Source organism: Pseudomonas sp. FW305-70 (genome assembly GCF_058783925.1).
Map to the genome: position 1 here is coordinate 174,391 of NZ_JBYSYZ010000007.1, position 24,471 is coordinate 198,861.

The window sequence follows — 24,471 nt, forward strand, 5'->3', positions numbered from 1 at the left end:
CGGCTTGGTGATTCTGGCTCGCAAGCTCGCTCGCGAAGGCGGGGGCACAAACGCACACACTCCAGCGATTGACGAGGGACTGTCAGCCACTCAGTCTTCCGGCTCCATTTTTATTCGCGGAGACAGTCGATGCCCTACGTAACGATAGATGGACAACCCCTTCACTACATCGATCAAGGCAGCGGCCCGACGGTTCTGCTGGCCGGTAGTTACCTGTGGGACCAGGCCATGTGGGCACCGCAGATCGCCGCGCTGTCGCAACAGTATCGTGTGATAGCCCTGGACCTGTGGGGACACGGCCAATCCGGGCCATTGCCGGTCGGTACGACGTCACTGGATGACATTGCGCGTCAGGCTCTGGTCTTGCTCGATCATCTGGACATCGAGCGGGTCACCCTGGTCGGCCTGTCAGTCGGCGGCATGTGGGGCGTGCGCCTGGCGCTGTCGGCAGCGCACCGGCTCAATGGCCTGGTGTTGATGGACACCTACCTTGGCGTCGAACCGGAACCGACTCGCCAGTATTACTTTTCACTGTTGAAGCAGATCGAAGAGGCGGGTGTCATCACTCCAGCGCTGCTGGATATCATAGTGCCGATCTTCTTTCGCCCCGGCATCGACCCGCAGTCGCCTCTGTACCAGAACTTCCGTGCGGCGCTGGCGGCTTTGCCCACTGATCGCCTGCGTGAAAGCATCGTGCCGATGGGGCGCATTACCTTTGGCCGTGAGGATTTCATGGCCCGACTGGGTGAACTCGACGGTGCCAGCACACTGGTGATGTGCGGTGATCAGGACATTCCGCGTCCACCGGAGGAAGCCCGTGAAATGGCCGAGTTGATTGGCTGCCCGTGGGTGCTGGTGCCAGAGGCTGGGCATATTTCCAGTCTGGAAAATCCGGAGTTTGTCAGCCAGGCGTTGCTGGCATTTTTGGCGGAGCGTAATCCGGAGTAGGGTTTGCGAAAAAGATCGCAGCCTTTGGCAGCTCTGTAGGAGCTGCCGAAGGCTGCGATCTTTTGATCCTGCTTACTTCGGCCCGAGAATCTTCACCAGCTTGTCCGGTGACGGCGCGCCCTGCTGTTGTTGCAGATTACCCTTGTCGTCCATGTAGAAAATCGCCGGTGTCGCCTGCAGCTCCAGCTCTTCCATCAATTGCATGTTGGCCGCGAACTTTGCCTGAATCGCTGACGGCACTTCCTTCAAGGGCTTGAGCGAGCTGCCCTTGCCGGCGGCTTCGTGGTCCTGCAGGGCTTTTTCCGGGTCTTTGGCGGCAAGCAGTGCGGCGGATTTTCCCGGGCTGTCTTCGCGGATGATGCCCACCATGATGTGGCGCAACTGCACCTTGCCGGCCTTGACCCACGGCCGCGCCTGTTCCCAGAACATGTTGCAGTACGGGCAGTTCGGGTCACTGAACAGGTACACCACGCGCGGCGCATCCTTCTTGCCGTCACCGATCCAGTTGCTGGTTTCGAACTTGGCCCAGACTTCCTTGGCCATCGGCGCGTACACCAGTTTCTGCAATGGCGCGCTGCTCAGGTCATTACCCTCGGCGTCGTACAGATTGCCCAGTAGCACGTGTTTACCGTCCGGTGTCAGGTACAGCGCCATGCCGCGGCCCTGGTATTGCGCGGCATACCCGCGCAAACCGTCAGGGGCGTCGAACTGGCCGACGATTTTCGCGCCCTTGGCCTCGATTTTCCTGATCGCATCGGGCAACTCTTCGGCCTGTACCGACGGCAGGTGCAATAGGGCGGCACCGAGGCTCAGGGTCAGCAGGTGGCGGAGGCGGGGCATGGCAGTTTCCTTGAAGAGGTGGCGGGTACGGTGTCGAAGTTTTCCAGTGCGCGAGCCAGGCTGGCGTTTGACAGCTCACCCAGATGGCTGCCCAGCAGGCGACCTTCGGGGCTGTAGAACAGCGTAGTCGGTAATGCCATGGAACCGACGGCCTGGCTCAGTCGCCCGCCGCCGTCGAACAGCACGTTGGACAGGCTCAAGCCCTGGGTTTCCAGAAAGGTCGCGACGCTTTGCATGCTTTCCGCCTGATTGACGAACAGGAACGTCAGGTCCGGACGTTGTTGCTGGGCGCTTTCCAGCACCGGCATTTCCCGGCGGCACGGCGGGCACCAGGTGGCCCAGAGATTGATCACCAACGGGCCGCCCTTGTAGTCGGCCAGTTGCACGGTTTCGCCGGCGGCGTTGCGCAGGGCGATTTCCGGCAGGCGTGTGCCTTGTTCATAAATCGACAGGGAGAACGTTGCCAACAACCAGAACGCCAGGCCGCTGGCCGCGCCAAAGCCCAGTGGGCGGCGCAACCCCGGGCGACGCCAGCCGCGATACAGCGTGGCGAGCAGCACGACAATCACCCCCGGCCAGGCGAGAAAACCGCCATCGCGCAGGTCGATGATCTGCCACGGATCATTGCGGTAGTGCGCCCAATAGACCGCCACGAAACTGATCCGGGCCGCCAGCATGCCCAGCAGAAACAGGCTGAACAGCGCGGACTCGGGGTTTTCTCCGCCGCGCTTGGCCACCCGCCAGCCGACAAAAGTGGCCAGCGCCAGCGCACTGATCAGCAGCAGGTGATTGAGCGCGATGGCAAAGGTGCCGAGGGTGAAGGTCAGCATCAACGGGCGTCTCGGGTGGTAATCCAGCGTTGCAGGAAAGTGTCGGCATCGACCTCGCCGGTGATGCGCTGGCTGCGCCGTTCTTCACCGTCAGCGCCAATCCACAGCAGGCTCGGAGGCCCAGGCACTTTGTAACGGCCGAGCAACTCGCGGCTGGCGGCATTGTCGGCGGTGACGTCCAGGCGGAGCAAGCGCACATCGCTCAAGGCTTCAAGCACTTTGGGTTTGCCAAACACCTGCTTCTCCATGACCTTGCACGACACGCACCAGTCGGCGTAGTAATCCAGCAGCACCCACTGGCCCTGAGCCTGCGCCACATCGAGCTCCCTTTGCAGCGCAACCGGGTCCTTGATCGTAGTGAAGGCGTCGTGGCCAGTGGGCATGGCAGCGACGGCGGAATTGGAGGCGCGGAAGACCTGTAACGGCTTGAGCAGATCATCACTGCCGCCGGCCGCACCGATCATCAACAGACTGCCCCACAAGCCGAGCAGCAACGAGCTGGCACCGAACAGTTGAGCAATGCGACCGAAGCCACCCGACTGTTTCCAGGCGCTGTAGGCCGCAATCAACAACAACGCCCCGCACAGGCCGACCCATAACGACTCATCCAGCACCGGGCGCAACATCAGCAACGCCGTGGCGAGGAACAGGAAGCCGAAAATGCCTTTGACCAGGTTCATCCACGCGCCCGGCTTGGGCATGAAGCGATTGCCAACGGTCACCAGCAACAGCAGCGGCACACCGATACCGATGCCCAGGGCGAACAGAATCAATCCGCCATGCAACGCGTTACCGCTTTGCGCGATGTACAGCAGCGCGCCGGCCAGTGGTGCGGTCATGCAGGGCCCGACCAACAGACCGGACAGGGCACCCAGCACCCCGGCGCCGATCAGGCTGCCGCCGCGCTGATTACGCGAAACGTTTTCCAGCCGATCCCGCACGGCCACCGGCAGTTGCAGCTCGAAGTAGCCGAACATCGGCAGCGCCAGCAACACGAAAATCACCGCGAAACTGCCCAGCAGCCAGGGGTTCTGCAACCAGGCTTGCAGGTTCGCCCCCAGGGAGGCGGCCAGGACACCCATCGCCGCATACACCAGCGCCATGCTGACCACGTAACTGCCGGCCAGGGCGAAACCACGCTTGGGCGAGGCGCCGCTGCCGACGATCAGCCCGGCCAGAATCGGCAGCATCGGCAGTGAGCAAGGGGTGAAGGCCAGCAGCAGGCCCAGACCGAAGAACACCAGCAGGCTCCAGCCCAGCGCCCGTTGTTGCAGGTCGCTGGCCAAGGCCTGGTCCGGCGCTTCGTTGGCTGCGCTCTGCGCATGGGTATTGCCCAGGTCCACGACCCTGGTCTGCGGCGGATAACACAAACCGGCATCGGCACAACCCTGGTAACTGACCTTGACCTGGCCGCTGGCACCCGCTGGTATCTTCAGTTCCAGACCCTGGCGGTAGACTTGCTGTTCACCGAAAAACTCGTCGCTGTGGGCTTCACCTTCCGGCAACGCAGGGTGCTGCCCGACAGGCAATCCATCGAACTTCAAGCGTTTCTGGTACAGGTAGTAGCCGTCGGTGATCTGCCAATAGAGCTGTGTTTCACCGGATTCCAGGCGTTCAGAGGTAAAGGTGAAGGCTTTATCAACCGGGAGAAATTCAGGTTTGGTGTCGAACGGATTGGTTGCCGCCTGGGCCAGGCCCGCGATCAAAAGGGTAAACAGTAAAAACAGACGACGCATGGATAAGCCTTTTCCCGGTACTAGTGAGGTGCACAGTGGCGGGTGGCGATTAACCGATGATTAACCGTCCCGGCCTTGTGGCGATGGCGTCTGCGGCATAATGTCGACTTAATCGGTCAAAGGCTTAATCAGCTTTATTTCTACGAGGCTCCCCATGCACGTATTGGTATGCGAAGACGATGAGCTGATCGCCAGCGGCATCGTTGCCGGCCTGACCGCCCAGGGCCTGACCGTGGAGCACGTGGCCACGGCGTCCGCTGCCCGGGCCATGCTCAGGGTCGCGGAATTCGATGTCATGGTGCTCGACCTTGGGCTGCCGGACGAAGATGGCCTCAAGCTGCTGCAACAGTTGCGTCATCAGGGCCTGGAGTTGCCGGTGTTGATCCTCACCGCGCGTGATTCGGTCACCGACCGCGTCGATGGCCTGCAAGCCGGTGCCGATGATTACCTGCTCAAACCCTTCGACCTGCGCGAACTCGCTGCGCGCCTGCATACGCTGTTGCGCCGGGTGGCGGGGCGCAGCGTCAACCTGATCGAACACGGCGCCCTGACCTACGACCCAAGCAGCCGCGAAACCACGCTCGCCGGCCAGCCGGTGGACCTCTCGCGTCGCGAGCAGTCGCTGCTGCAAGCCTTGTTGCATAACCGTGGCCGGGTGCTGTCCACCGAGCAACTGAAGGACAGCGTCTACGGTTTCAACGACGAGCTGGAAAGCAACGCCCTCAACGTTCATATCCATCACCTGCGGCGCAAGCTCGGCAATGGCATTGTCGAGACCGTGCGCGGCCTGGGCTATCGCCTGGGGCCGGCTGATGGCGGAGAAGAATCGAAGTGATGAGTCTGCGTTTGCGCCTGAGCCTGACGCTCGGCGCCGCGTTTGCGCTGATCTGGGCCCTGGCTGCGGCCTGGATGCTCAGCGATTTGCGCAATCAAATGATGTTTTCCCTCGACCAGCGCCTGGTGGCGTCGGCACGCATGGTCGCCGGCCTGATGGAGCAACTGCCACCCCTGCCGAGCAAGGGCGAGGGCACCCACTTCAGCGCCGAACAACTGAACATACCGGGTGGCATGGCGTGCCAGGTCAGCTCGCTGCGCGGTGAAATCCTTGCCCGCAGCCACACCGATCCGCAGCAGACTCTGGAGGCCGAGAAGCTGGGTTTTCACGATCAGATGATCGACGGCGCGCCGTGGCGCAGTTTCACACTGGCCCGGGGCGATCTGCGCATCACCACCGCCGACCGGCAGATTGAGCGTGAGGCGTTGAACATGTCGATCCTGCTGGCCGCTTCCGTACCGGTGGGCGTGGCGCTGCTCGGTTGCCTGTGTCTGCTCTGGCTGGGCATCGGCCAGGGGCTGGCACCGCTCAACCGCATGCGCGACGCCTTGATGCGCCGCAGCGCCGACTCCCTGGAACCCTTGCAGATCCAGCCATTGCCCAGCGAGCTGCAACCCTTGCTGGAAACCCAGAACCAGTTGCTCCAGCGTATCGGCAAGGCCATCGAGCGCGAACGTCGTCTGACCGGTGACGCGGCCCACGAGTTGCGCAGCCCGCTGACCGCCATCAAGACCCACCTGCAAGTGGCGCGCATGACCGACGGTAGCGCCCGGGACCAAGCCCTGGCGCGCGCCGAAGAGGGGGCGGATCGCATGCACCGCACCCTCGAGCAATTGCTGTTGCTGGCACGGGTCGAGGGCAGCCTGTCGTTTGACGACGGTGTGCAGTGCAATGCCGAGCAAGTGGCAAAACTGGCGATCCAGGATGCGGCGAGCGGTGATCGCCAGCGCATCAGGTTTCAGGCGCCGGGCAAGGTCTCCGCTGCGCCAGTACAAATGCCTGCCGTGCTGTCGATCGCCGCGCTGCGCAACTTGCTCGACAACGCACTGCGCCACACTCCCGCCGACAAAGCGGTGGAGTTGAGCCTGGAAACCACCGGCAATCGTGTGCAGTTCGTGGTGCGCGACCATGGGCCGGGGATTGCCGAAGAGGATTTGCAACACTTGACCCAACGCTTCTGGCGCAACGGCCATAGTACGGGTTGCGGCCTGGGGCTGGCGATCGTCCAGGCGATCGTTCAGCGTTGCGGTTGTACGCTGCATTTCGATAGCCGACCGGACGGTTTGCGGGTCGAACTGACGATGCCGCTGCAACCGGTCTGAAAAACACCACAAAACCCCTGTAGGAGCGAGCTTGCTCGCGATGGTCGATAACGATAACGCGTGCTTTCTGAATGCACGCGGTGTTCTTGAGTTCATCGCGAGCAGAGCTCGCTCCTACAAAGGTTTCCGTGTTACCGCCTAAATCCCTCAAGCGCTGATGCGTTTCCAGAACAGGAAAACCGTATTGAGGGGTCGAGAGATGTCAGTCGCTACCAGCCTTATCGAAGATCTGCCGGCGACGTCCGCCGAGACGCTTTATCAATTCAACGAATCACCGCTGCTGGCCCGCCAGAGCCAGCAGGAATCAAACGCCCGCAGTTATCCGCGACGCATTCCCCTGGCGCTCAAGCGCGCCAAGGGTATTTACGTCGAAGACGTCGAAGGCCGCACGTTCATCGACTGCCTGGCCGGTGCCGGGACCCTGGCCCTGGGGCACAACCACCCGGTGGTGATCCAGGCCATCCAGCAAGTGCTGACCGATGAACTGCCGCTGCACACCCTGGACCTGACCACCCCGGTCAAGGATCAGTTCGTCCAGGACCTGTTCGGCCTGCTGCCGCCTGCCCTGGCCGCTGAAGCGAAGATCCAGTTCTGCGGTCCCACGGGCACCGATGCCGTGGAAGCCGCCCTGAAGCTGGTGCGTACCGCCACTGGCCGCAGCACCGTGATCTCGTTCCAGGGCGGGTATCACGGCATGAGCCAGGGCGCGCTGAGCCTGATGGGCAGCCTCGGGCCGAAAAACCCGCTGGGCGCCTTGCTCGGCAGCGGCGTGCAGTTCATGCCGTACCCTTACGATTATCGTTGCCCGTTCGGGCTGGGCGGTGCGCAAGGGGTGAAAGCCAACCTGAGCTATCTGGAAAACCTGCTCAACGACCCCGAGGCCGGTGTGCAATTGCCGGCGGCGGTGATCGTGGAAGTGGTGCAGGGCGAGGGTGGGGTGATCCCGGCCGACCTGGACTGGTTGCGCGGTGTGCGGCGGATCACCGAAAAGGCGGGTGTCGCACTGATCGTCGATGAAATCCAGAGCGGTTTTGCCCGTACCGGCAAGATGTTTGCTTTCGAGCACGCCGCGATCATTCCCGATGTCGTGGTGATGTCCAAGGCCATCGGCGGCAGCCTGCCGCTGGCGGTGGTGGTCTACCGCGAGTGGCTCGACACCTGGCTGCCGGGCGCCCATGCCGGGACCTTCCGTGGCAACCAGATGGCCATGGCCGCCGGTTGCGCAGTGATGCGTTATCTGGTCGAACACAAGGTTTGCGAGCATGCCGCCGCCATGGGCGAGCGCCTGGCCGAGCACCTGCGCATCCTGCAACGGGACTTCCCGCAACTGGGTGATATTCGTGGGCGTGGCTTGATGCTCGGTGTCGAACTGGTCGATCCGACGGGCGCACCGGATGCCCAAGGTCACCCGCCGGCGTTCGCCCGCGTGGCCCCCCTGGTACAGCGCGAATGCCTCAAGCGTGGCTTGATCCTGGAACTCGGTGGCCGCCATGGCGCGGTGGTGCGCTTCCTGCCGCCACTGGTGATCAGCGCTGCGGAAATCGATCAGGTGGCCGGGATTTTCGGCCGGGCCCTGGCGGCTGCCAGCCGCGATCAGTAAATTTTTCGCGCCGCGCAACGTTCCTTCTACATAACGGCTGCGCACACGGCGCAGCCCGCCCAACATCGATGGAGAGACAGCATGACTTCAGTATTCGACCGCGAGGACATCCTCTTTCAGGTCGTGGTCAACCATGAAGAGCAATACTCGATCTGGCCCGATTACAAAGCCGTACCACAGGGCTGGCGCACCGTGGGTAAAAGCGGGCTGAAAAAGGAATGCCTGGCCTATATCGAAGAGACCTGGACTGACATGCGTCCGTTGAGCCTGCGCCAGAAGATGGATGAGCAGGCGGCTGTGGCGAACTGATCCGTCGTCCATAAAAGAGCCCGCTGAGCCGGTAAGGTCAGCGGGCTTTTTCATATCGGGATTTTGTGTTGTCTGTCAGGCCGCCTTCGCGAGCAAGCCCGCTCCCACAGGGGACCGCATTTCCAATGTGGGAGCGGGCTTGCTCGCGAAGAACGATAACGCGCTCCAACTGAGGTTACACGCCACTAAGCCCCTTGATGACCAGATCCACATTCCCCTCCAGCTCCGCCACCGGATCCCCCGCATCGGTGCTCAACACCAGCAACCGGCTACCCGATTCGGTAATCACCGCTTTTACAGCATCCGAAGGCTGCCGGTGATGCAACACCACCGCCACATCATTGTCCTTGAGCATCGCGCTCAACGCCTTGAGCGCTTCCTGTGTCCATTGCGCATCCGGTCGCGCATCCAGCCCCACCAGCTCCAGATTGAGCCCTCCGATCAGGTAGCCGAAATGATCGCTGAGGCTCATCACACTGAGGTTATCGGCCGTCGCCAGCCGCGCTTCGCTGTCAGCACTGAGCTTGAGCAAGCGTTGCTTGAGGGCTGCCAGGTTGGCGTCGATCTTCGACTTGGCCTCGGGGGCCAGGCGTACCAGGTCCGCCGCCATCACGTCGGCCATGCGGCCCATGTTGTTGCTGGAAAACCACGGCTGGCTGTTGAGGCCATCGACCTTGTTGCCCGGCTGCACGGCGATGCCGGGCAGGGCGCCGTCTACAGGGCGGGCGGCATCGACTTCGACGATACGGATATTGCTGCGTCGGGAGATCGGGTACAGCGGGTCATCCGGCCAGAGTGAACGCAGGCCGATCACCGCATCGGCATCCTTCGCCAGCTGGGCCAGCGCCGGGGCACCTCGGCCGGTGAAGTAGGCGGTCTGGCGGCTGCCGGGCAGATTGGCCGGCGCGGCGCGTTCGAGGCTGACATCGGTGCCTTTGAGCAACACTTCACCGAGACCATAGGTAATCGGCAAAGAGGCCAGCACGCGCAGCGGTTTGCCGTTGTCTGCGGCGAAGGTCGTAGCGGTCAGCCCGCACAGGGCCACCGCGAGGGTCAGTTGGCGCAGAGTAAAAATCATTTATCCAAGGTTCCCTTTCAGGCTGGGGACGATGCCGCGCGCAATGGCGGCCAGGGCGAAGGCGATTCCGGCCACGAGGATGATCGCGGCACCGGACGGAATCGGCAGGTCGAAGACGATCGGCGCGAGAATCCCGCACAGTGTGCTGACGGTGGCGATCAGCACCGAACACCAGAAAAAGCCCTTCAGCGATTGGCTGAGCAAACGCGCCGCCGCTGCCGGAATCACCAGCAGCGCGCCGACCAGAATTGCCCCGATGACCTTTACCGCGGCGACGGTGATCAGCGTCACCAGAATCACGAACAGATAATCCAGGGCCTTCACCGCCACCCCGCGCACCGCCGCCAGTTGCGGATTGAAGCTGGCGAGCATGATGCGGTTGTACAAAGGCAAAGCCAGGGCCATCACCAGCGAACCGACGATGGCCAGCACCAGCAGGTCATTGCCGTTGACCGTCAGCACCGAACCGAACAGCACGTTTTCCAGGATGTGCACGTTGATCTTGCCCGCCAGAATCAACAACAGGCTGGCGCCCAGGGCGAGCGACACCGAGAGGAACACGCCGATCAAGGTATCTGGCGCCAGGCCGGTACGGTTGCGCAGGTAGTTGAGCAAAATACCGAACAGCAGGCAGTAGCCGAACAGGCTGCCGTAGGGACCAGTGTAGGGTTCACCGAGCAAAATGCCGATGGCCACGCCGGTCAACGCGGCATGGCCGACGGCTTCGGAGAAAAACGCGAAGCGCTTGACCACCACCAGCGTACCCAGGCCGCCCAGCACCGGGCCGATCAGCAGGCCGGCGAGCAACGCATTGACCACGAATCCATAGGCCAGCGCTTCGGGCAGATAACCCGACGATGCCCAACCCTGGACCATCAGGCGAAAAGCTTCGTAACTCATCAGGCAAGGCTCCGTGGGTGAGTCGAGAACAGCGTCAGCAGGCGCTCCGGCGTCAGTGCCTGTTGCGGCGTGGCGTCGAACAGCACGCGGCGATTGAGGCCGGTGACGTGATCGGCCAGGCGCCCGACCGCTTCCAGGTCGTGCTCGATCCACAGCACGGTGATGCCCGCCGCTCGCCAGTCGCCGAGCAAGCGCTCGAACACCTGGATCCCTGCCTCATCGAGGGCCGACATCGGCTCGTCGAGTACCAGCAATTGCGGAGGCGGAATCAGCCCCTGGGCCAGCAATACCCGCTGGCGTTCACCGCCGGACAACGCACCCATGCGGCGCTTGCGCTTGTCCTGCATGCCGACCCGTTCAAGGGCCTCACCAATCGCCGCCGTGTAATGTTTGCTCAAACCGAGAAAGGCCGGGCGACGCTGGCACATGGCAGCCATGAAATCGTCGACGGTCATCGGCAAACCCCGGTCGAACTCCAGCGCCTGTGGCACGTAGCCAATGGTCCCCGGCTCGGCCGACCACTGCAGGCTCAAGCGGCCCTGATGCGGCATTTGCCCGAGCAGGGTCTTGATCAGCGAACTCTTGCCACCGCCGTTTGGGCCGACCAGCGCATGCACGCTGCCGGGACGGACCTGGAAGGTCACCTTGTCGAGGATCGTCGTGCGGCCGAGGGTCAGGCTGATGTCGGTAAAATCCAGGGTCGGGCCCGAAACCTGTGGGAGCGGGCTTGCTCGCGAATGCGGTGGGTCATTCACCGGTGATGTTGTCTGACTGGACGCCTTCGCGAGCAAGCCCGCTCGCACAGGGTATTCGGCGCTTGGGGTGGTGAGCGTTTCTTTCGATGTCATGCCCCCGACTCCTGAATCGCCCGCACCACGGTGTTGAGGTTGCCGGTCATTTCCTTTTCGTACTTGTCGGCGGTGTAGTCGCCGTAGGAAATATGCGACAACGGACACAGCTTCACGCCGGATTCGCGCTGGATGGTGTCGACGTAAGTGGAGGGAAAGTCCATCTCCGAGAAGATCACCTTCACGTCCAGCTCACGCAGTTGGTCGATGGTCTTTTTCAACTGGCTCGGGCTCGGCTCGATGCCGTGGGCCGGCTCGACCACGGCGGTCACTTCCAGGCCGAACTCGCGCAGCAGGTAATCGTAGGCAGCGTGCACCGTGGCCACGCGCAACTCGGCGTTCGGCGCCTGGGTCAGTTTGGCCAGGGCATCGGCGCGCATCTTGCGCAGGCGCTTGCCGTAGGCGCGGGCGTTCTCAGTGTAGGTCTTGGCATTGGCCGGGTCGAGCTTGCCCAGCTCCCGGGCGATGTTGTTGACCTGGGCGATCGAAGCGCTGATGGACAGGAAGGTGTGCGGGTTCACCACCTTGCCGGCACCGCGGGCGGCAACGCCGGTGGCGGCGAGCAGCGGCACGTTTTCATTGGCTTCGATCACCGGCACGTTGGGGGTTTCGCTGGCGGCGATCATGCGGTCGGCGAAATCATCATGGCCTACGCCGTTGAGCACGATCACGTCCAGCCCGCTGATGCGCTTGATGTCTTCGGCGCGGGGTTCGTAGGCATGCGGGTTGAAACCGGCCGGAATCAGCGGCACCACTTCGGCCTTGTCGCCGACGATGTTCGCCACGTAGCTGTAATAAGGGTGCAGGGTGATGCCGATGCGCAGGCGCTTGGCTGCCTCGGCACTGGCGAGGGATGGCAGCAGGCAGGCCAGCAGGCCGACCAGCAGCATGGGCAAGATAGAACGTTGAGATGAAATGGGCATGGGAAAGCGGTCTTCTCTCGGGTGAGGGCGAGGGTTCAATGCCGGTGCTGGCGGGTCACGCCGGCATCGAATTGCGCGACGATCTGTTGCCAGCCGGCGCTTTCGAGCGCGCTGTCGCTGAGGTCGGCCGGAGCGGTGAGCGTGCCGGCGCGGTTGAGCCAGATGTCCGGAGCATCATCGGTGGCGGTCAGGCGCATCAGGAATGAACCGGCGACCGTTGGCGTCTGGCTCTGGCCGAAGTAGGCCTTGGCGTTGAGCAATTGCCAGGCATGGCTGCCACGGCTGACGGAGCTGGCATCCCGGGCAAACGGGGCAAAACCCTCGTCGGCGAGGGCCTCGGGAGTCGGCAGGGTTTGCTGTTCCTGGCGCAGCAAATGAATCTCCTCCAGCGTCACCCGCAAATCGGCGTAGATGCCTTGCTCGGCAGCGCTGAGGTCGCGGCGGGCATCCAGTTGGTGGCTGTTGACGCTGCTCACCTCATGGGATTCCCCGCGCCAGAGCACCACCGAACCTGCGACCGCAAGGATCATCAGGCACAGCAGCAGGACGTAGAGGGTTTCGTGGCCGGCACCCGCCGGGCGCACGACCTGGGTCGTTGAAGTATTCATGGCGCCTGGATGTCCGCCTGGTCGATTTCCACCACGTGACCGGGGCCTGCGTCGAACAGCACGTAGAACTCGGCGCCGGGTTTCTTGAACGTCAGGGTCGAATCGGCTCCGAGTTTGCCAGGCACCAGGATGGTTTCGTCGTAGCCGATCACATCGAGAGTCACGCCCGGTGCGCCACTGCCGTCGGAAAAGCCACCGGTGCATTTGATCTGCTCGGCGTCGATGGCCTTGCATTCGCACATCGGGTTATGGGCCAGGGCGCTGGCGCTGAAGCCGGCGCAGAGCAGCAGCAACAGGGTGTTGAGTGGACGAAGCGGGTTGATCATGGTTTGCCTCCTTGTTTGTTCAACCAGGCGATGGTGGCGGGGGAGGCCTGGCTCAAAGGAATGGATGCCTGATGCATGGCGCCGTCCCAGCCTTCCATGGTGATCCACAGCTCGGCGTCGGCCGTGGTCTTTTCCGGGACGGGCAGTGAAGCGCCCATGCGGTACGGCGCGCCGAAGAAAATCACGCCGGCGGCGCGCAGGCTGCGGGGTTTGCCGATGCGCAGGTAAGTGGCCTTGACCTGTCCGATACAGGCCTCGCACAGTGCCGCGTTGAAACCTTTCATGTAGCCGGCGGGGCCGTCGAGCGTGGGTGCGGCGTTGCGCAATTCCGCCAGGCGCAGGCTCCAGGGGCCGACCTGGACTTCGCCGACTTCGCGTTCACCCAGGCCACTGTCGCCGCGCATCAATGCTTCATCCGCGAAGTACTTGGGCATGAAACCGAGTGGAATCAGCAGCAACAGGACGTTCAGGTGAAAGCGCCATTTGTGCCAGAACATGCTCAGGCGCGAGGGTTGTGAGACCGCAATGTCTTTGCTCACAGGTTGGCCTCCGATGTTTCCTTGCGGGTGGCCGGTTGCGCCGCGGCGCTGCGCGGTGTCCTGTTGCTGCGCTTGAAGGCATTGGCCGTGGCCAGTGCCGTGCGCTTGGTCCAGATCAGCAAGCCGCTGAGCACCATCATGCTCAGCAACAGGCCGAAGAACGCCCAGATCAGCTTGATCCACAGGCCACCGAAGTCGCCGGTGTGCAGCGGGCGCATGGACTCGGTGACGAACTCCAGAGGCGAGCGGTCGGAAATCAGGCGCGAGGCGGCGATTTCGCCAGTGTAGGGGTTGAGGGTCGCGGTCTGGAACATCAGTGGATACCAGCCGCGTCCCCCGACATCCAGATGGCTGTAGGCATTGCCCGGCAGGCTGACGAAGCTGGCTTCCAGTCCGGAGATTTTCTGTGTGGCGATTTCAATCGCTCGATCAAGGTCGATGCGCGGCGGGGGCGATCCATCGGGCGACAGCGGTACCGCTTCGCGGGACATCGCCGGAATGATCTTTTCTGTGGAGATGGAAATCTGGTTATCGAACAGGAATGCCTGGATCAGGAACCAGGTGCCGGTGATGGAAATCACCGCGATGAACCAGATCGACCAGATGCCGCTCAGGCGATGGAAGTCGCCCCAGAAAATCCGCGCGCCGTGGCGAATCCGCAGGGTCGGGCGGAAAAAGCCTTTCCAGAAGCGTTTGTAGACCACCAGCCCGGTGACCAGCGAAGCCAGCAGCGGCAAGCCGAGAAACGACACCAGGTACCAGCCCCAGCTGTAGCCATTGGTGAATGGCACCAGCCACCAGCCGTGCAGCGCCCGGGTGAAGGCGCGGAAGTTGAACTCCGGCGCGACGCCCTGGATCACGCCGCTGTATGGATTGACATAAATCACCACCGAGCGTCCGTCGGGATAGCTGACTTCGACATCCAGCGCGAAGTGCGACTCGTCGGGCCGACTGATGCTCTGCACCACGGTCTGCGGTTCGGCCTTGTTGATGGCCTCGATGACCTGTTGATAGCTGAGCAGTGGTGCATCGTCCGAGGGCTGGCTGGCGCGCATGGGCGGGTTGGCCAGCCAGACGATTTCCTGGCTGATCACCGCCAGGGTGCCGGTCACGCAGACGATCAGCACGAAAAACCAGATCGGCAGCGCCAGCCAGCTATGGACCAGAAACCAGATTTTTGAGCGGGATTTCTTTGACATATTGAAGGTCTTGCCTGGATGAGAGGCCGCTCGGCTGCGGGCTTCGCAGGGATGAGCGCCCTGAAGGTCCAGTCGTGGCTTTTGCCTACGCGACAGGACTGCATCTAGGTAAGACGGATGAGCAAAGGAAATCCCGAAAGGGGAAGTGAAAGAAAATGTTTCTCGATAGGCAGAAAGGCAGCAATCCGCGCACGGCCGGCCGCAGGATTTACCTTCACTGAAGATCAAACGGTGGGAGCGGGCTTGCTCGCGAAGGGGACGGCACATTCAGAGTCAATGTTGCCTGACACACCGCCTTCGCGAACAAGCCCGCTCCCACAGAGTCCGAGCGAGCCTGCTCGCGAAGATTTCAACCCTGCTGAAACATCTCCTTCGCCCGTTGTTCAATCTGTTCCTGAGTCAGGTCTTCCTTGCGCGTCGCCAGGAACCACAGATGCCCGTAGGGATCCTTCAAGGTCCCCGAGCGATCGCCGTAAAACTGATCCTTGACCTCGGACACAACGGTGGCGCCGGCATCGATGGCCTGTTTGTAGGACTTGTCGACATCCTTCACGTACAAATGCAGACCCACGGACGGCGAATTGTCCGGGTTGCTCAGCGGTCCTTGATCGCACGGTGTGCCCAGCATGATCGGGCAATCGCCGATGCGCAGTTCGGCGTGACCGATGCCACCATCGGGCATGGCCAGGCGCATGACCTCAATGGCGCCGAAAGCTTTCTTGTAGAAATCGATGGCTTCGGCAGCTTTGTGGATGCCCAGATAGGGGGTGATGCTGTGATACCCCTCCGGAATGGGTTTGACACTCATGATGGATCTCCCTGTTCTTGTTATGTGGATGGAAAGAACCTGCTTCGTTGTACAGCCGGATAAATATAGGCCAGCCGCTTTCGCCTCACCGAGCGCCCGACGAGCAGCAATGCCACACAAGTGCCATCAGGTAGGCTCCAGCCAGTGCGCTCCCGGCCTGCGCTCTGGGCAAGCGCTGATAAGGACAATGATCGCCATTTCCTGATAGCCACTATTGAAAGCGTTGATTTCTGCTACCCGGGAGGCGCGGGTAGCCTGTGTTCATTGCCTCGAACCAGTCGCCAGGACGCCAGAAATGAAACCGATGATCGCCACTGTGCTGATGCTCACTGTCTCCGTACTCGCCGGATGTGCCAGCCATGTTTCCCCGGAGCTTCGCCCTTACACGGCTGAAGAAAGCAAGGAACTGGCGCTGGAGGCGCTGAACCGCCGCGGATTGTCCTTCGATGAATACCACGCGAAAAAAGCCGAACTGCTCGGCCAGCCGCAAAAGTCGTTCAGCTACGACAACCAGGGGGAAATGAACGCCGGGCGATCTGTACAGCTTCACGGTCGTCCAAGCTGAGGCAAAACTGTACTGCTCCAAGTTTCGTGTAACTGTCCATGGGTTTCGCCCAAGGTGTGCGATAGGGTCAACACCTGACCGACCCTGACGGACTCCCACCCATGACGCTCTCACTCGACCTGCTGCTGGGCTTTGCCCTGTTCGCCCTCGTCACCTCGATCACACCCGGTCCGAACAACACCATGTTGCTGGCTTCCGGGGTGAACTTCGGCTTCAACCGCACGATTCCGCACATGCTCGGCATCACTTGTGGCTTCTTTGTGCTGGTGGTGGCGGTCGGTTTCGGCCTTGGCGCGGTGTTCCAGGCTTACCCTTTGCTCTACACCGTGCTGCGTTACGTGGGGGCGGCGTATCTGCTGTATCTGGCGTGGAAAATCGCTCATTCCGGACCGGTGTCGGAGGGTCAGCAGAGCGAGGCGAAACCGATCAGCTATCTGGGCGCCGCCGCGTTCCAGTGGGTCAACCCCAAGGCCTGGATCATGGCTATTGGCGCCATCAGCACCTACACGCCGATGCAGGGTTACTTCACCAATGTGATCGTGATTGCGGCGGTTTTTGCCATCATCAACCTGCCGAGTGTCGGTGTCTGGGCCGCTTGCGGCACGCTGTTGCGCAATGTTCTGAAGGATCGCCGCTGGCTGCGCCTGTTCAATTGGGGCATGGCTGCGCTGCTCGTGGGTTCGCTGTATCCGCTGCTGCTCGAAAGCTTTGGCTGACGCATTGCTTCAACCGGTTGCCCGATGCCTGTTAAGCTGACTTTTCAGGAGCGTTCCTACGCACTATTAAATGAAGTAGTCCTTCTTTAACGGCATCCGATCAGGTATTGGTAGCGTTCTGAAAACAGCGCGCAGCTCACAAGGCTGCGCTTTGCCGTTTGCAGTCACGAGCTTCCTGATCCCGGAACACGCTCTGCGAGTCTTTTATGAATAAACGTCCGTTGTATTTCGATTACGCCGCCACCACGCCGGTGGATGAGCGGGTCATCAAGGTGATGGTCGAGTGTCTGGGCTTTACCGGCAATTTCGGCAACCCGGCCTCAAGCTCTCATGTCTTTGGCCAACAGGCCCGACAATCGGTGGAGCAGGCGCGACGCCAGGTCGCCGAACTGGTCGGCGCGACACCTGAACAGATCGTCTGGACCTCAGGCGCCACCGAATCCAACAACCTTGCCCTCAAAGGCGTAGCCCAGGGGCGCGGCACTGGCGGTGGCCATATCCTCACCAGCCAGATCGAACACAAGGCCATTCTCGATACCGCCAGGCAACTGCAGGATGCCGGTGTCGCCGTGACGTACCTGGTGCCGGATGCCGATGGGCTGATCACCGCGCAAGCGGTCAGCGAAGCCATGCGCGAGGACACTTTCCTGGTGTCGCTGATGCTGGTCAACAACGAACTGGGGACGCTCAACGATGTTCCCGCCATCGGTCAGGTCGTGCGTGAACGCGGGGCTTTGTTCCATGTCGACGCCGCACAGGGCGCGGGCAAAGTGGCGATCGATCTCGCGCAGTGGCCGGTGGACCTGATGTCGTTTTCCGCGCATAAACTGTACGGCCCCAAAGGCATCGGTGCGTTGTACGTCGGTCCGCGTGCCCAACAACGATTGCAGGCGCAGATCCATGGTGGCGGGCATGAGGGCGGATTGCGTTCGGGCACCCTGGCGACCCATCAGATCGTGGCCATGGGCTCGGCCTTTGCGCTGGCGGCAGCTGCGTTCGATGAAGAGAAAGCCACCATCGTGCGTTTGCGTGAACGTTTGCTCGAGCAGTTGCAGGGAATTCCCGGTGTGCGTCTCAACGGCAGCCCGACCCGGCGCATTCCCCATACCCTGAGCCTGACCTTCGCGCAAGGCGAGTTCAACCCGGCGGCATTGCTGTCCTCAATCGCGTTTTCCGCGACCTCGGCGTGCAATTCCGCGAGTAATACCCCATCCCATGTGCTGCTGGCTCTGGGGCATGATGCCCGCTCGGCCAGCCGCACCATCCGCTTGAGCCTCGGGCGTTTTACCACCGAGCAGGACATCGACCAGGCGGTACAACTGATCAAGACAGCCTGCGCCAGTGCTCCGGCATTCTGGCAATAGGGCGACGAAGCGCCGACGCTGATCGGCACTCAACAATAATGATGAAGTGGTTAGCAGGAGACACGATGAATACGCAGCTTTCGATCAATGGATCGGTGCCCCAGCGCCTGGCGCAAACTCGCGAACTGATGAGCCGGGAGGGCATTCACGCCTTGCTGGTGCCGTCGGCCGACCCGCACTTGTCCGAGTACCTGCCGGGTTACTGGCAGGGGCGCCAGTGGTTGTCGGGTTTCCATGGTTCGGTCGGCACCCTGATCGTGACCCCGGATTTTGCCGGCGTCTGGGCTGACAGCCGTTACTGGGAGCAGGCGACCAAGGAACTCAAGGGCAGCGGCATTGACCTGGTCAAGCTGCAACCGGGTCAACCCGGGCCACTGGAATGGCTGGCCGAGCAAACCCCCGAAGGTGGCGTTGTCGCGGTCGATGGCGCGGTCATGGCCGTGGCGTCGGCACGGACCCTGGGCGCTAAACTTGAAGAGCGTGGCGCCCGTCTGCGCACCGACATCGACCTGCTTGACGGCGTCTGGAGCGACCGCCCAAGCCTGCCGAACGAACCGATCTATCAGCACTTGCCTCCCCAGGCGACCGTCAGCCGTGGCGAAAAACTCGCCAAACTGCGTGAAACCCTTCAGGCCCGTGGCGCCGACTGGCATTTCATCGCCACCCTCGATGACATCGCCTGGCTGTTCAACCTGCGTGGCGGCGATGTGTCGTTCAACCCGGTATTCGTTTCCTTCGCCTTGATCAACCAGCAACAGGCCACGCTGTTTGTCGCCCTGAGCAAGGTCAGTGCCGAACTGCGCGCCATCCTTGAGCAGGACGGCGTGACCTTGCGCGACTACAGCGAAGTCGCTGCCGCACTGCGCGCCGTACCGAGCGGCGCGAGCCTGCAAGTCGACCCGGCGCGGGTCACGGCGGGGTTGCTGGACAACCTCGACAGCGGGGTGAAACTGATTGAGGGCCTGAACCCGACCACCCTGGCCAAATCGCAAAAAAGCCTGGCCGATGCCGAACACATCCGTCAGGCCATGGAGCAGGACGGCGCAGCACTGTGCGAATTCTTCGCCTGGCTGGACTCGGCGCTGGGCCGTGAGCGCATCACCGAACTGACCATCGACGAAAAACTCACCGCTGCTCGTGAGCGCCGTCCGGATTATGTGTCGCTGAGCTTCAATACCATTGCCGCCTACAACGCCAATGGCGCGATGCCGCACTACCACGCCACCGAAGAGGAACACGCGGTCATCGAAGGGGATGGCCTGCTGTTGATCGACTCCGGCGGCCAATACCTGGGCGGCACCACCGACATCACGCGGATGGTTGCAGTGGGCACCCCGACCGATGAGCAAAAACGCGATTGCACCCGCGTGCTCAAGGGCGTGATTGCCTTGTCCCGCGCGCAGTTCCCGAAAGGCATTCTGTCGCCGCTGCTCGATGCCATCGCTCGTGCCCCCATCTGGGCGGAAAGTGTCGACTATGGTCACGGCACCGGTCATGGCGTCGGTTACTTCCTCAACGTCCACGAAGGTCCGCAAGTCATCGCCTATCAGGCTGCGCCTGCCCCGCAAACGGCGATGCAACCGGGCATGATCACGTCCATTGAGCCGGGCACCTATCGTCCGGGCCGTTGGGGCGTGCGGATCGAAAACCTGGCGATGAACCGTGAGGCAGGCAAAAGCGAATTCGGTGAATTCCTGAAGTTCGAAACGCTGACCCTGTGCCCGATCGATACCCGTTGCCTGGAAACCTCGCTGCTGACTGAAGACGAAAAGCAGTGGTTCAACGCCTACCACGCCGAAGTGCGCGAACGCCTGAGCCCATTGGTCGAGGGTGCGGCCCTTGAGTGGCTGAACACTCGTACCGCGGCTATTTGATTGCTTTCAATTCGGGCGCTGTCTCCAGCGCCCGGTTCATGTAGTCAACAAAGGCTTTGACCCTGGCGGATTGGCGACGATTCGCCGGGGACACGGCATGAATCGGTAGCGACTCTGCAGTGTAGTCCTGAAGAATCGCCGTCACTCTTCCGGCTTTCAGATCCTCGCTGAACAACCACACCGGCGACAGCGCAATCCCCAATCCCCCCAGCACCAGTTCGCGGATCGCCTCGGAATTGTTGCTCTGCGCATTGCCTTTGATCCGCACTGGGTGACGCTGGAATCGGCAGAAGCCGCCCATGCACTGCTCTTGTCGGGAGCGGCAAAGGGGCGGTTGGTCATCGAGGTCTAACTCAGGGCTTCGAGCACGAAGTCCAGCCGATCCTGGCCGAAGTACAGCTGGTTGTCGACAAACATGCTCGGAGCTCCGAATACGCCTCGCTGTACGGCTTTTTCGGTATTGTCCTTGAGCGCCGTCTTGATTTCTTCATCGGCGGTCAGGGTTAGTACTTCCTGTGGGTTAAAGCCGTTTTCGCTGAGCACTGCCGCGACGGTTGCCGGTTCGTCCAGGCTGCGACCCTCTACCCAGATGGCCTTGAACAGGCAGTCGAGGAGGGCGGCAAAGCGTTCCGGATGGCGTAACTGCATGCCTGTTACGGCGCGCATGAGCATCAAGGTGTTGATCGGGAAGTGCGGATTGAACTTCAGGGGCACTCCGTAGCGTTTGGCGTAGCGGTCCAGGTCCTGAAACATGTAGCGGCCCTTGGCCGGGATAGTCGCCGGAGAGGCATTGCCGGTGGCTTTGAATACGCCGCCCAGCAAGAGCGGAATGTAGACCAGCCGGGTATCGGTCTGTGCGCAAATCTTCGGTAGCTGGGTATAGGCCAGATAGGTGGCGGGGCTGCCGAGGTCGAAGTAGAACTCCACGGTTTTGCTCATGTTCAGGGCGCTCGTCTTATTGTTGTGTGTGGGCGATTACCAGCGTTCGCTCCAGGGGCGAAGGTCCAGCTCGAAGGTCCAGGCATCGCGGGGCTGGCTGTGCAGGTACCAGTAGTTCTCGGCAATGTGCTCAGGATTGAGGATGCCGTCCTGATCCTTGGTAGCGTATTTCTCGGGGAAGCTGTCACGGATGAAATCGGTATCGATGGCGCCATCGACGATGACATGGGCAACGTGAATGTTCATCGGCCCAAGTTCCCGGGCCATGCTTTGCGCCAATGCTCGAATGCCATGCTTGGCACCCGCAAATGCGGCGAACCCGGCAGCACCACGCATGCCTGCGGTGGCGCCGGTGAACAGGATGGTGCCGCGCTGGCGCCTGGCCATGCGCTTGGCCACTTCACGGGCATTGAGAAAACCGGAAAAACAGGCCATTTCCCAGATCTTGAAATACTTGCGTGCGGTTTCTTCGAGAATGCTGCACGGCACGTTGGCGCCGATGTTGAAGACAAAGGCTTCGATGGGGCCGATCTGGCTTTCGATTTGCTCGACCAGCGCGATCACGTCTTCTTCATTACGTGCATCACAGGCAAACCCGTGGGCCTCGCCGCCATCAGCCTTGATGGCCTCGACCAGTGGCTGGAGCTTGTCCGCGCTGCGGCGGGTGACGCAGGCGACAAACCCCTCCTGGGCAAACCGCTTGGCAATGGCGCCGCCCGTGGCATCACCTGCACCGACGACCAATACGACCTTCTTGTTATTCATGGGTTGATCCCTTTAGTAAACGATCGTTAACTAAACGAACGTTATGCTATGATTCGACAGACGTCAAGGTGAGCAACTCAGGGGGAAGGGCAATGCGTTATTCGGCCAGTCACAAGCTGGAAACCAGGCAAAGGTTGCTGGAAAGCAGTGCGTTGTCGGCCAAGAAATCCGGTTTTTCCACGGTGGGCGTGGACGGCCTGATGAAAGCCATTGGCTTGAGTGGTGGGGCCTTCTACAGTCACTTTTCGTCGAAAGACGAGTTGTTCGCAACCATTGTCGAGCGTGAGTTGGGTCAAAGTCTGGCGCGGCTGGGGGAAGGGCAGGACCGTGACAAGCTTGAGCGCTGCCTGAAAATGTACCTGAGCATGTCTCACGTCGAGAATCCGGAAACCGGTTGCGCGTTACCGGCATTGGGGGCGGAAATTGCCCGTTCCGATGTGAGTATTCGCCAACAGGCAGAGCACTGGATTTGCCGCCTTCAGGAAAGTTGGGCAGGTGTCCTGCAAAGCGACAGCCTGGCGTGGGCAATTCTGTCGCAATGCATTGGCGCGTTGGTCGTGGCGCGCATGCTGGCTAGCCCGGATGTCCAGCGCACGGTGCTGAAGTCCAGCTACGAGGAAATCGGCCGTCAGATCGCAAGTTCGGGAGCCTGACGCGACGGCCCTGCCTATTTGCAGATGACAATCATGCTGCGGCTGGTATAACCCGCGGGATTGAGGCCAAACGGATAATCACCGGGCTCCTCCACGGAGTCTCCCGACTTGGCGATGACCTTGTATCCCTTGGGTGCACAGGAGTTGGCAGCGCTGGCGTAGCACTTGTCCCAGGACGAAGACAGTCCGGAACAGTTGATGTGTAGCCCTTTCTTGCCGTGCTTGATCTGTGTTTCGGAGGTCGCTGCGCAGCCCGCAATTGCAAGTACGGCGATCAGTATCAAAAATCGTTTCATTACTGTCCTTAAAGCGTCCCCGGATCTTGTGCCCGGGTCTGGCGGCGTTCGCTTTCGCTTGAAGCGTACCGATATCCTTATCAGAAATTGTCCATGGCATGACTCTGGGGGCGGGGCTAAACATGGCCTAATTGAGCGGTAAATACCAGACCTGTGTCATATCTGCTATCAATCTGCCGCGACTGCCGGCCTGGTGGCATTGCCCATGGTCATGGTTGCACCGACGGAGGCCAGAATGATGCACATGATTGCCATCCACTGCGACAGTGAGAGGTATTCATGAAGGAACAGCAAGCCTGACAACGCGCCGAAGGCCGGCTCGATGCTCATCAGCGTACCGAAGGTCCTGGCAGGCATGCGGGTCAGGGCCACCATCTCCAGGGTGTAGGGGAGGGCTGTGGACAAGACGGCGACGCCGAGGGCTATGGGGATCAATGAAGGGGTCAGCAAAGCGGAGCCAGCATGGACAATACCGATAGGGGCTACGAAGAGCGCAGCGATCATTACCCCCAACGCGGCGGTTTGCACGCCATTATCGGCCCCCGCTTTTTGCCCGAACAGAATGTACAGTGCCCAGCAGACCCCTGCCCCCAAAGCATAACCGGCGCCTACCAGATCGATTCCTGCGCTCGCTTCTCCAGTCGGTATCAGTAGCAGCAAGCCGACGGCGGCCAGGGCGATCCACAAAAAGTCGATCGCGCGACGCGAGGCGTAGATCGCCACGGCCAATGGGCCGGTGAACTCAAGCGCCACCGCGATGCCCAGCGGTACGGTTTGCAATGACATGTAGAAGAGGAAGTTCATGCCGCCCAGTGCCATCCCGTAGACGATGACGGTGCGCAGGGACCTTGCGGTGAGTTTTGCCCGCCATGGGCGCAGTATCAGCATCATGATCACACTGGCAAAAATCAGCCGTAATGTTGTCGTCCCTTGAGGGCCGACAACCGAGAACATGCTTTTGGCCAGGGAGGCTCCGGACTGGATCGACGCCATGGCGATGAGCAGCAGCCCAACCGAGAGCAGGGTAGAGGCCAGGCTGCGAGGCTGATCATTCATTAGGTGGCATCGTCCGAAATATGGGGATCAAGGGCGTTTCTATTTGTGTTGTGCAATATACTGCGCATTCTCCGCAGGCGCGTCTATCTATAAGCAGTGTTTTTGCACATATCGATAGAAAACCTGAATCAGTGCTTGACGGCAGATTTCAGATGTCTATAATTCGCCCCACTTCCGGCGCAGTCGAAACGGAAAACTCCTTGATAAACAAAGAGTTACGCAGTTTTCGGCAGCGGGTTGCTTCAGTTCATCGAAGCGCAAAGGAAGTTGAAAAAGAGGTGTTGACAGCAGCGAGTAACGCTGTAGAATTCGCCTCCCGCTGACGAGAGATCGAAAGCGCAAGTGGTTGAAGTTGTTAAGGATTCCTTGAAAACTTCTGAAAAAAATCACTTGACAGCAAATGAGGCTGCTGTAGAATGCGCGCCTCGGTTGAGACGAAAGATCTTAACCAACCGCTCTTTAACAACTGAATCAAGCAATTCGTGTGGGTGCTTGTGGAGTCAGACTGCTAGTCAACAGATTATCAGCATCACAAGTTACTCCGCGAGAAATCAAAGATGTAACCAACGATTGCTGAGCCAAGTTTAGGGTTTT

General features: G+C 61.1%; 27 protein-coding genes. 10 read left to right on the forward strand and 17 right to left on the reverse strand.

Features of this window, described 5'->3' with window-relative positions; translation table 11 throughout:
- Window positions 1-129: 129 nt before the first annotated feature.
- Window positions 130-948, forward strand: coding sequence for an alpha/beta fold hydrolase (locus AC3WN7_RS08235; RefSeq protein ID WP_102675066.1), 819 nt, complete (start codon window positions 130-132; stop codon window positions 946-948).
- A gap of 72 nt (window positions 949-1,020) precedes the next feature.
- Here the strand turns inward: AC3WN7_RS08235 and dsbG are convergent, their stop codons facing one another.
- The 3 genes from dsbG to dsbD are packed head-to-tail and all read right to left on the reverse strand — an operon-like array spanning window position 1,021 to window position 4,354.
- Window positions 1,021-1,788 (reverse strand): thiol:disulfide interchange protein DsbG, encoded by a 768-nt coding sequence (gene dsbG, locus AC3WN7_RS08240; protein ID WP_102675065.1) that lies wholly within the window; start codon window positions 1,786-1,788, stop codon window positions 1,021-1,023.
- Entirely contained in the window at window positions 1,764-2,618 is an 855-nt protein-coding gene (locus AC3WN7_RS08245) for a TlpA disulfide reductase family protein (RefSeq protein ID WP_095968100.1), read from the reverse strand. Before AC3WN7_RS08245 ends, dsbG begins: the two co-directional genes overlap by 25 nt.
- Window positions 2,618-4,354 (reverse strand): protein-disulfide reductase DsbD, encoded by a 1,737-nt coding sequence (dsbD, locus tag AC3WN7_RS08250; protein ID WP_102675064.1) that lies wholly within the window; start codon window positions 4,352-4,354, stop codon window positions 2,618-2,620. Before dsbD ends, AC3WN7_RS08245 begins: the two co-directional genes overlap by 1 nt.
- Before the next feature lie 154 nt (window positions 4,355-4,508).
- On the opposite strand from dsbD, the gene AC3WN7_RS08255 reads away from it, so the two are divergent.
- From AC3WN7_RS08255 to AC3WN7_RS08270, 4 genes are all read left to right on the forward strand, one after another.
- Window positions 4,509-5,189 (forward strand): response regulator, encoded by a 681-nt coding sequence (locus tag AC3WN7_RS08255; RefSeq protein WP_095968102.1) that lies wholly within the window; start codon window positions 4,509-4,511, stop codon window positions 5,187-5,189.
- A complete protein-coding gene (locus AC3WN7_RS08260; protein WP_095968103.1) occupies window positions 5,186-6,511 on the forward strand; it encodes an ATP-binding protein in 1,326 nt (441 codons plus the stop codon). The genes AC3WN7_RS08255 and AC3WN7_RS08260 overlap by 4 nt, the downstream gene beginning before the upstream one ends.
- 199 nt (window positions 6,512-6,710) lie before the next feature.
- Window positions 6,711-8,111: an aspartate aminotransferase family protein gene (locus tag AC3WN7_RS08265; protein ID WP_102675063.1), complete on the forward strand. Its 1,401-nt coding sequence runs from the start codon at window positions 6,711-6,713 to the stop codon at window positions 8,109-8,111.
- Window positions 8,112-8,192: 81 nt separating this feature from the next.
- Entirely contained in the window at window positions 8,193-8,420 is a 228-nt protein-coding gene (locus AC3WN7_RS08270; RefSeq protein WP_015094098.1) for an MbtH family protein, read from the forward strand.
- Window positions 8,421-8,595: 175 nt separating this feature from the next.
- On the opposite strand, the gene AC3WN7_RS08275 is transcribed toward AC3WN7_RS08270, so the two are convergent.
- The 9 genes from AC3WN7_RS08275 to AC3WN7_RS08315 all read right to left on the reverse strand — a co-directional run bounded on the left by AC3WN7_RS08275 (window position 8,596) and on the right by AC3WN7_RS08315 (window position 15,649).
- A complete protein-coding gene (locus tag AC3WN7_RS08275; RefSeq protein WP_095968105.1) occupies window positions 8,596-9,498 on the reverse strand; it encodes a metal ABC transporter substrate-binding protein in 903 nt (300 codons plus the stop codon).
- Window positions 9,499-10,398 carry a metal ABC transporter permease gene (locus tag AC3WN7_RS08280; protein WP_095968106.1) on the reverse strand — a complete coding sequence of 300 codons (900 nt, stop codon included), beginning with the start codon at window positions 10,396-10,398 and terminating at the stop codon, window positions 9,499-9,501.
- Window positions 10,398-11,246: a metal ABC transporter ATP-binding protein gene (locus AC3WN7_RS08285; protein WP_102675062.1), complete on the reverse strand. Its 849-nt coding sequence runs from the start codon at window positions 11,244-11,246 to the stop codon at window positions 10,398-10,400. The genes AC3WN7_RS08280 and AC3WN7_RS08285 overlap by 1 nt, the downstream gene beginning before the upstream one ends.
- Window positions 11,243-12,169: a metal ABC transporter substrate-binding protein gene (locus tag AC3WN7_RS08290; protein ID WP_102675061.1), complete on the reverse strand. Its 927-nt coding sequence runs from the start codon at window positions 12,167-12,169 to the stop codon at window positions 11,243-11,245. The genes AC3WN7_RS08285 and AC3WN7_RS08290 overlap by 4 nt, the downstream gene beginning before the upstream one ends.
- A gap of 35 nt (window positions 12,170-12,204) precedes the next feature.
- Window positions 12,205-12,777, reverse strand: a complete 573-nt coding sequence (locus tag AC3WN7_RS08295; RefSeq protein WP_102675060.1) for a DUF6162 family protein — start codon at window positions 12,775-12,777, stop codon at window positions 12,205-12,207.
- Window positions 12,774-13,103, reverse strand: coding sequence for a hypothetical protein (locus AC3WN7_RS08300; protein ID WP_095968110.1), 330 nt, complete (start codon window positions 13,101-13,103; stop codon window positions 12,774-12,776). Before AC3WN7_RS08300 ends, AC3WN7_RS08295 begins: the two co-directional genes overlap by 4 nt.
- The gene (locus tag AC3WN7_RS08305; protein WP_102675080.1) at window positions 13,100-13,600 is read right to left on the reverse strand and encodes a PA2404 family protein; all 501 of its coding nucleotides are present in this window, start codon (window positions 13,598-13,600) and stop codon (window positions 13,100-13,102) included. Before AC3WN7_RS08305 ends, AC3WN7_RS08300 begins: the two co-directional genes overlap by 4 nt.
- A 38-nt stretch (window positions 13,601-13,638) precedes the next feature.
- Window positions 13,639-14,841: a PepSY-associated TM helix domain-containing protein gene (locus AC3WN7_RS08310; RefSeq protein WP_102675059.1), complete on the reverse strand. Its 1,203-nt coding sequence runs from the start codon at window positions 14,839-14,841 to the stop codon at window positions 13,639-13,641.
- A gap of 349 nt (window positions 14,842-15,190) precedes the next feature.
- Window positions 15,191-15,649 (reverse strand): VOC family protein, encoded by a 459-nt coding sequence (locus tag AC3WN7_RS08315; protein WP_095968113.1) that lies wholly within the window; start codon window positions 15,647-15,649, stop codon window positions 15,191-15,193.
- A gap of 295 nt (window positions 15,650-15,944) precedes the next feature.
- Here AC3WN7_RS08315 and AC3WN7_RS08320 point away from each other — a divergent pair, with 295 nt between their 5' ends.
- From AC3WN7_RS08320 to AC3WN7_RS08335, 4 genes are all read left to right on the forward strand, one after another.
- A complete protein-coding gene (locus AC3WN7_RS08320) occupies window positions 15,945-16,214 on the forward strand; it encodes a hypothetical protein (protein WP_095968114.1) in 270 nt (89 codons plus the stop codon).
- A 101-nt stretch (window positions 16,215-16,315) separates the two neighbouring features.
- Window positions 16,316-16,930, forward strand: coding sequence for a LysE family translocator (locus tag AC3WN7_RS08325; RefSeq protein WP_102675058.1), 615 nt, complete (start codon window positions 16,316-16,318; stop codon window positions 16,928-16,930).
- Window positions 16,931-17,136: 206 nt separating this feature from the next.
- Window positions 17,137-18,294 (forward strand): cysteine desulfurase family protein, encoded by a 1,158-nt coding sequence (locus tag AC3WN7_RS08330; protein WP_095968116.1) that lies wholly within the window; start codon window positions 17,137-17,139, stop codon window positions 18,292-18,294.
- Window positions 18,295-18,359: 65 nt separating this feature from the next.
- Window positions 18,360-20,168 carry an aminopeptidase P family protein gene (locus AC3WN7_RS08335; RefSeq protein ID WP_102675057.1) on the forward strand — a complete coding sequence of 603 codons (1,809 nt, stop codon included), beginning with the start codon at window positions 18,360-18,362 and terminating at the stop codon, window positions 20,166-20,168.
- On the opposite strand, the gene AC3WN7_RS08340 is transcribed toward AC3WN7_RS08335, so the two are convergent.
- The 3 genes from AC3WN7_RS08340 to AC3WN7_RS08350 are packed head-to-tail and all read right to left on the reverse strand — an operon-like array spanning window position 20,161 to window position 21,872.
- Window positions 20,161-20,601, reverse strand: coding sequence for a LysR substrate-binding domain-containing protein (locus AC3WN7_RS08340; protein WP_256585727.1), 441 nt, complete (start codon window positions 20,599-20,601; stop codon window positions 20,161-20,163). The two genes, AC3WN7_RS08335 and AC3WN7_RS08340, sit on opposite strands and share 8 nt — an antisense overlap.
- Window positions 20,517-21,107, reverse strand: coding sequence for a 2-hydroxychromene-2-carboxylate isomerase (locus AC3WN7_RS08345; RefSeq protein WP_102675056.1), 591 nt, complete (start codon window positions 21,105-21,107; stop codon window positions 20,517-20,519). Before AC3WN7_RS08345 ends, AC3WN7_RS08340 begins: the two co-directional genes overlap by 85 nt.
- 36 nt (window positions 21,108-21,143) lie before the next feature.
- The gene (locus AC3WN7_RS08350) at window positions 21,144-21,872 is read right to left on the reverse strand and encodes an SDR family oxidoreductase (RefSeq protein ID WP_095968121.1); all 729 of its coding nucleotides are present in this window, start codon (window positions 21,870-21,872) and stop codon (window positions 21,144-21,146) included.
- Window positions 21,873-21,964: 92 nt separating this feature from the next.
- Between AC3WN7_RS08350 and AC3WN7_RS08355 the strand changes: the two genes are divergently transcribed.
- Window positions 21,965-22,525 carry a TetR/AcrR family transcriptional regulator gene (locus AC3WN7_RS08355; RefSeq protein WP_102675055.1) on the forward strand — a complete coding sequence of 187 codons (561 nt, stop codon included), beginning with the start codon at window positions 21,965-21,967 and terminating at the stop codon, window positions 22,523-22,525.
- 14 nt (window positions 22,526-22,539) lie between these two features.
- Here the strand turns inward: AC3WN7_RS08355 and AC3WN7_RS08360 are convergent, their stop codons facing one another.
- Together AC3WN7_RS08360 and rhtA are read right to left on the reverse strand one after the other, a co-directional pair.
- Entirely contained in the window at window positions 22,540-22,821 is a 282-nt protein-coding gene (locus tag AC3WN7_RS08360) for a hypothetical protein (protein ID WP_015094117.1), read from the reverse strand.
- Between the two features lie 168 nt (window positions 22,822-22,989).
- Window positions 22,990-23,877, reverse strand: coding sequence for a threonine/homoserine exporter RhtA (gene rhtA / locus AC3WN7_RS08365; protein WP_095968123.1), 888 nt, complete (start codon window positions 23,875-23,877; stop codon window positions 22,990-22,992).
- Between the last annotated feature and the right edge of the window lie 594 nt (window positions 23,878-24,471).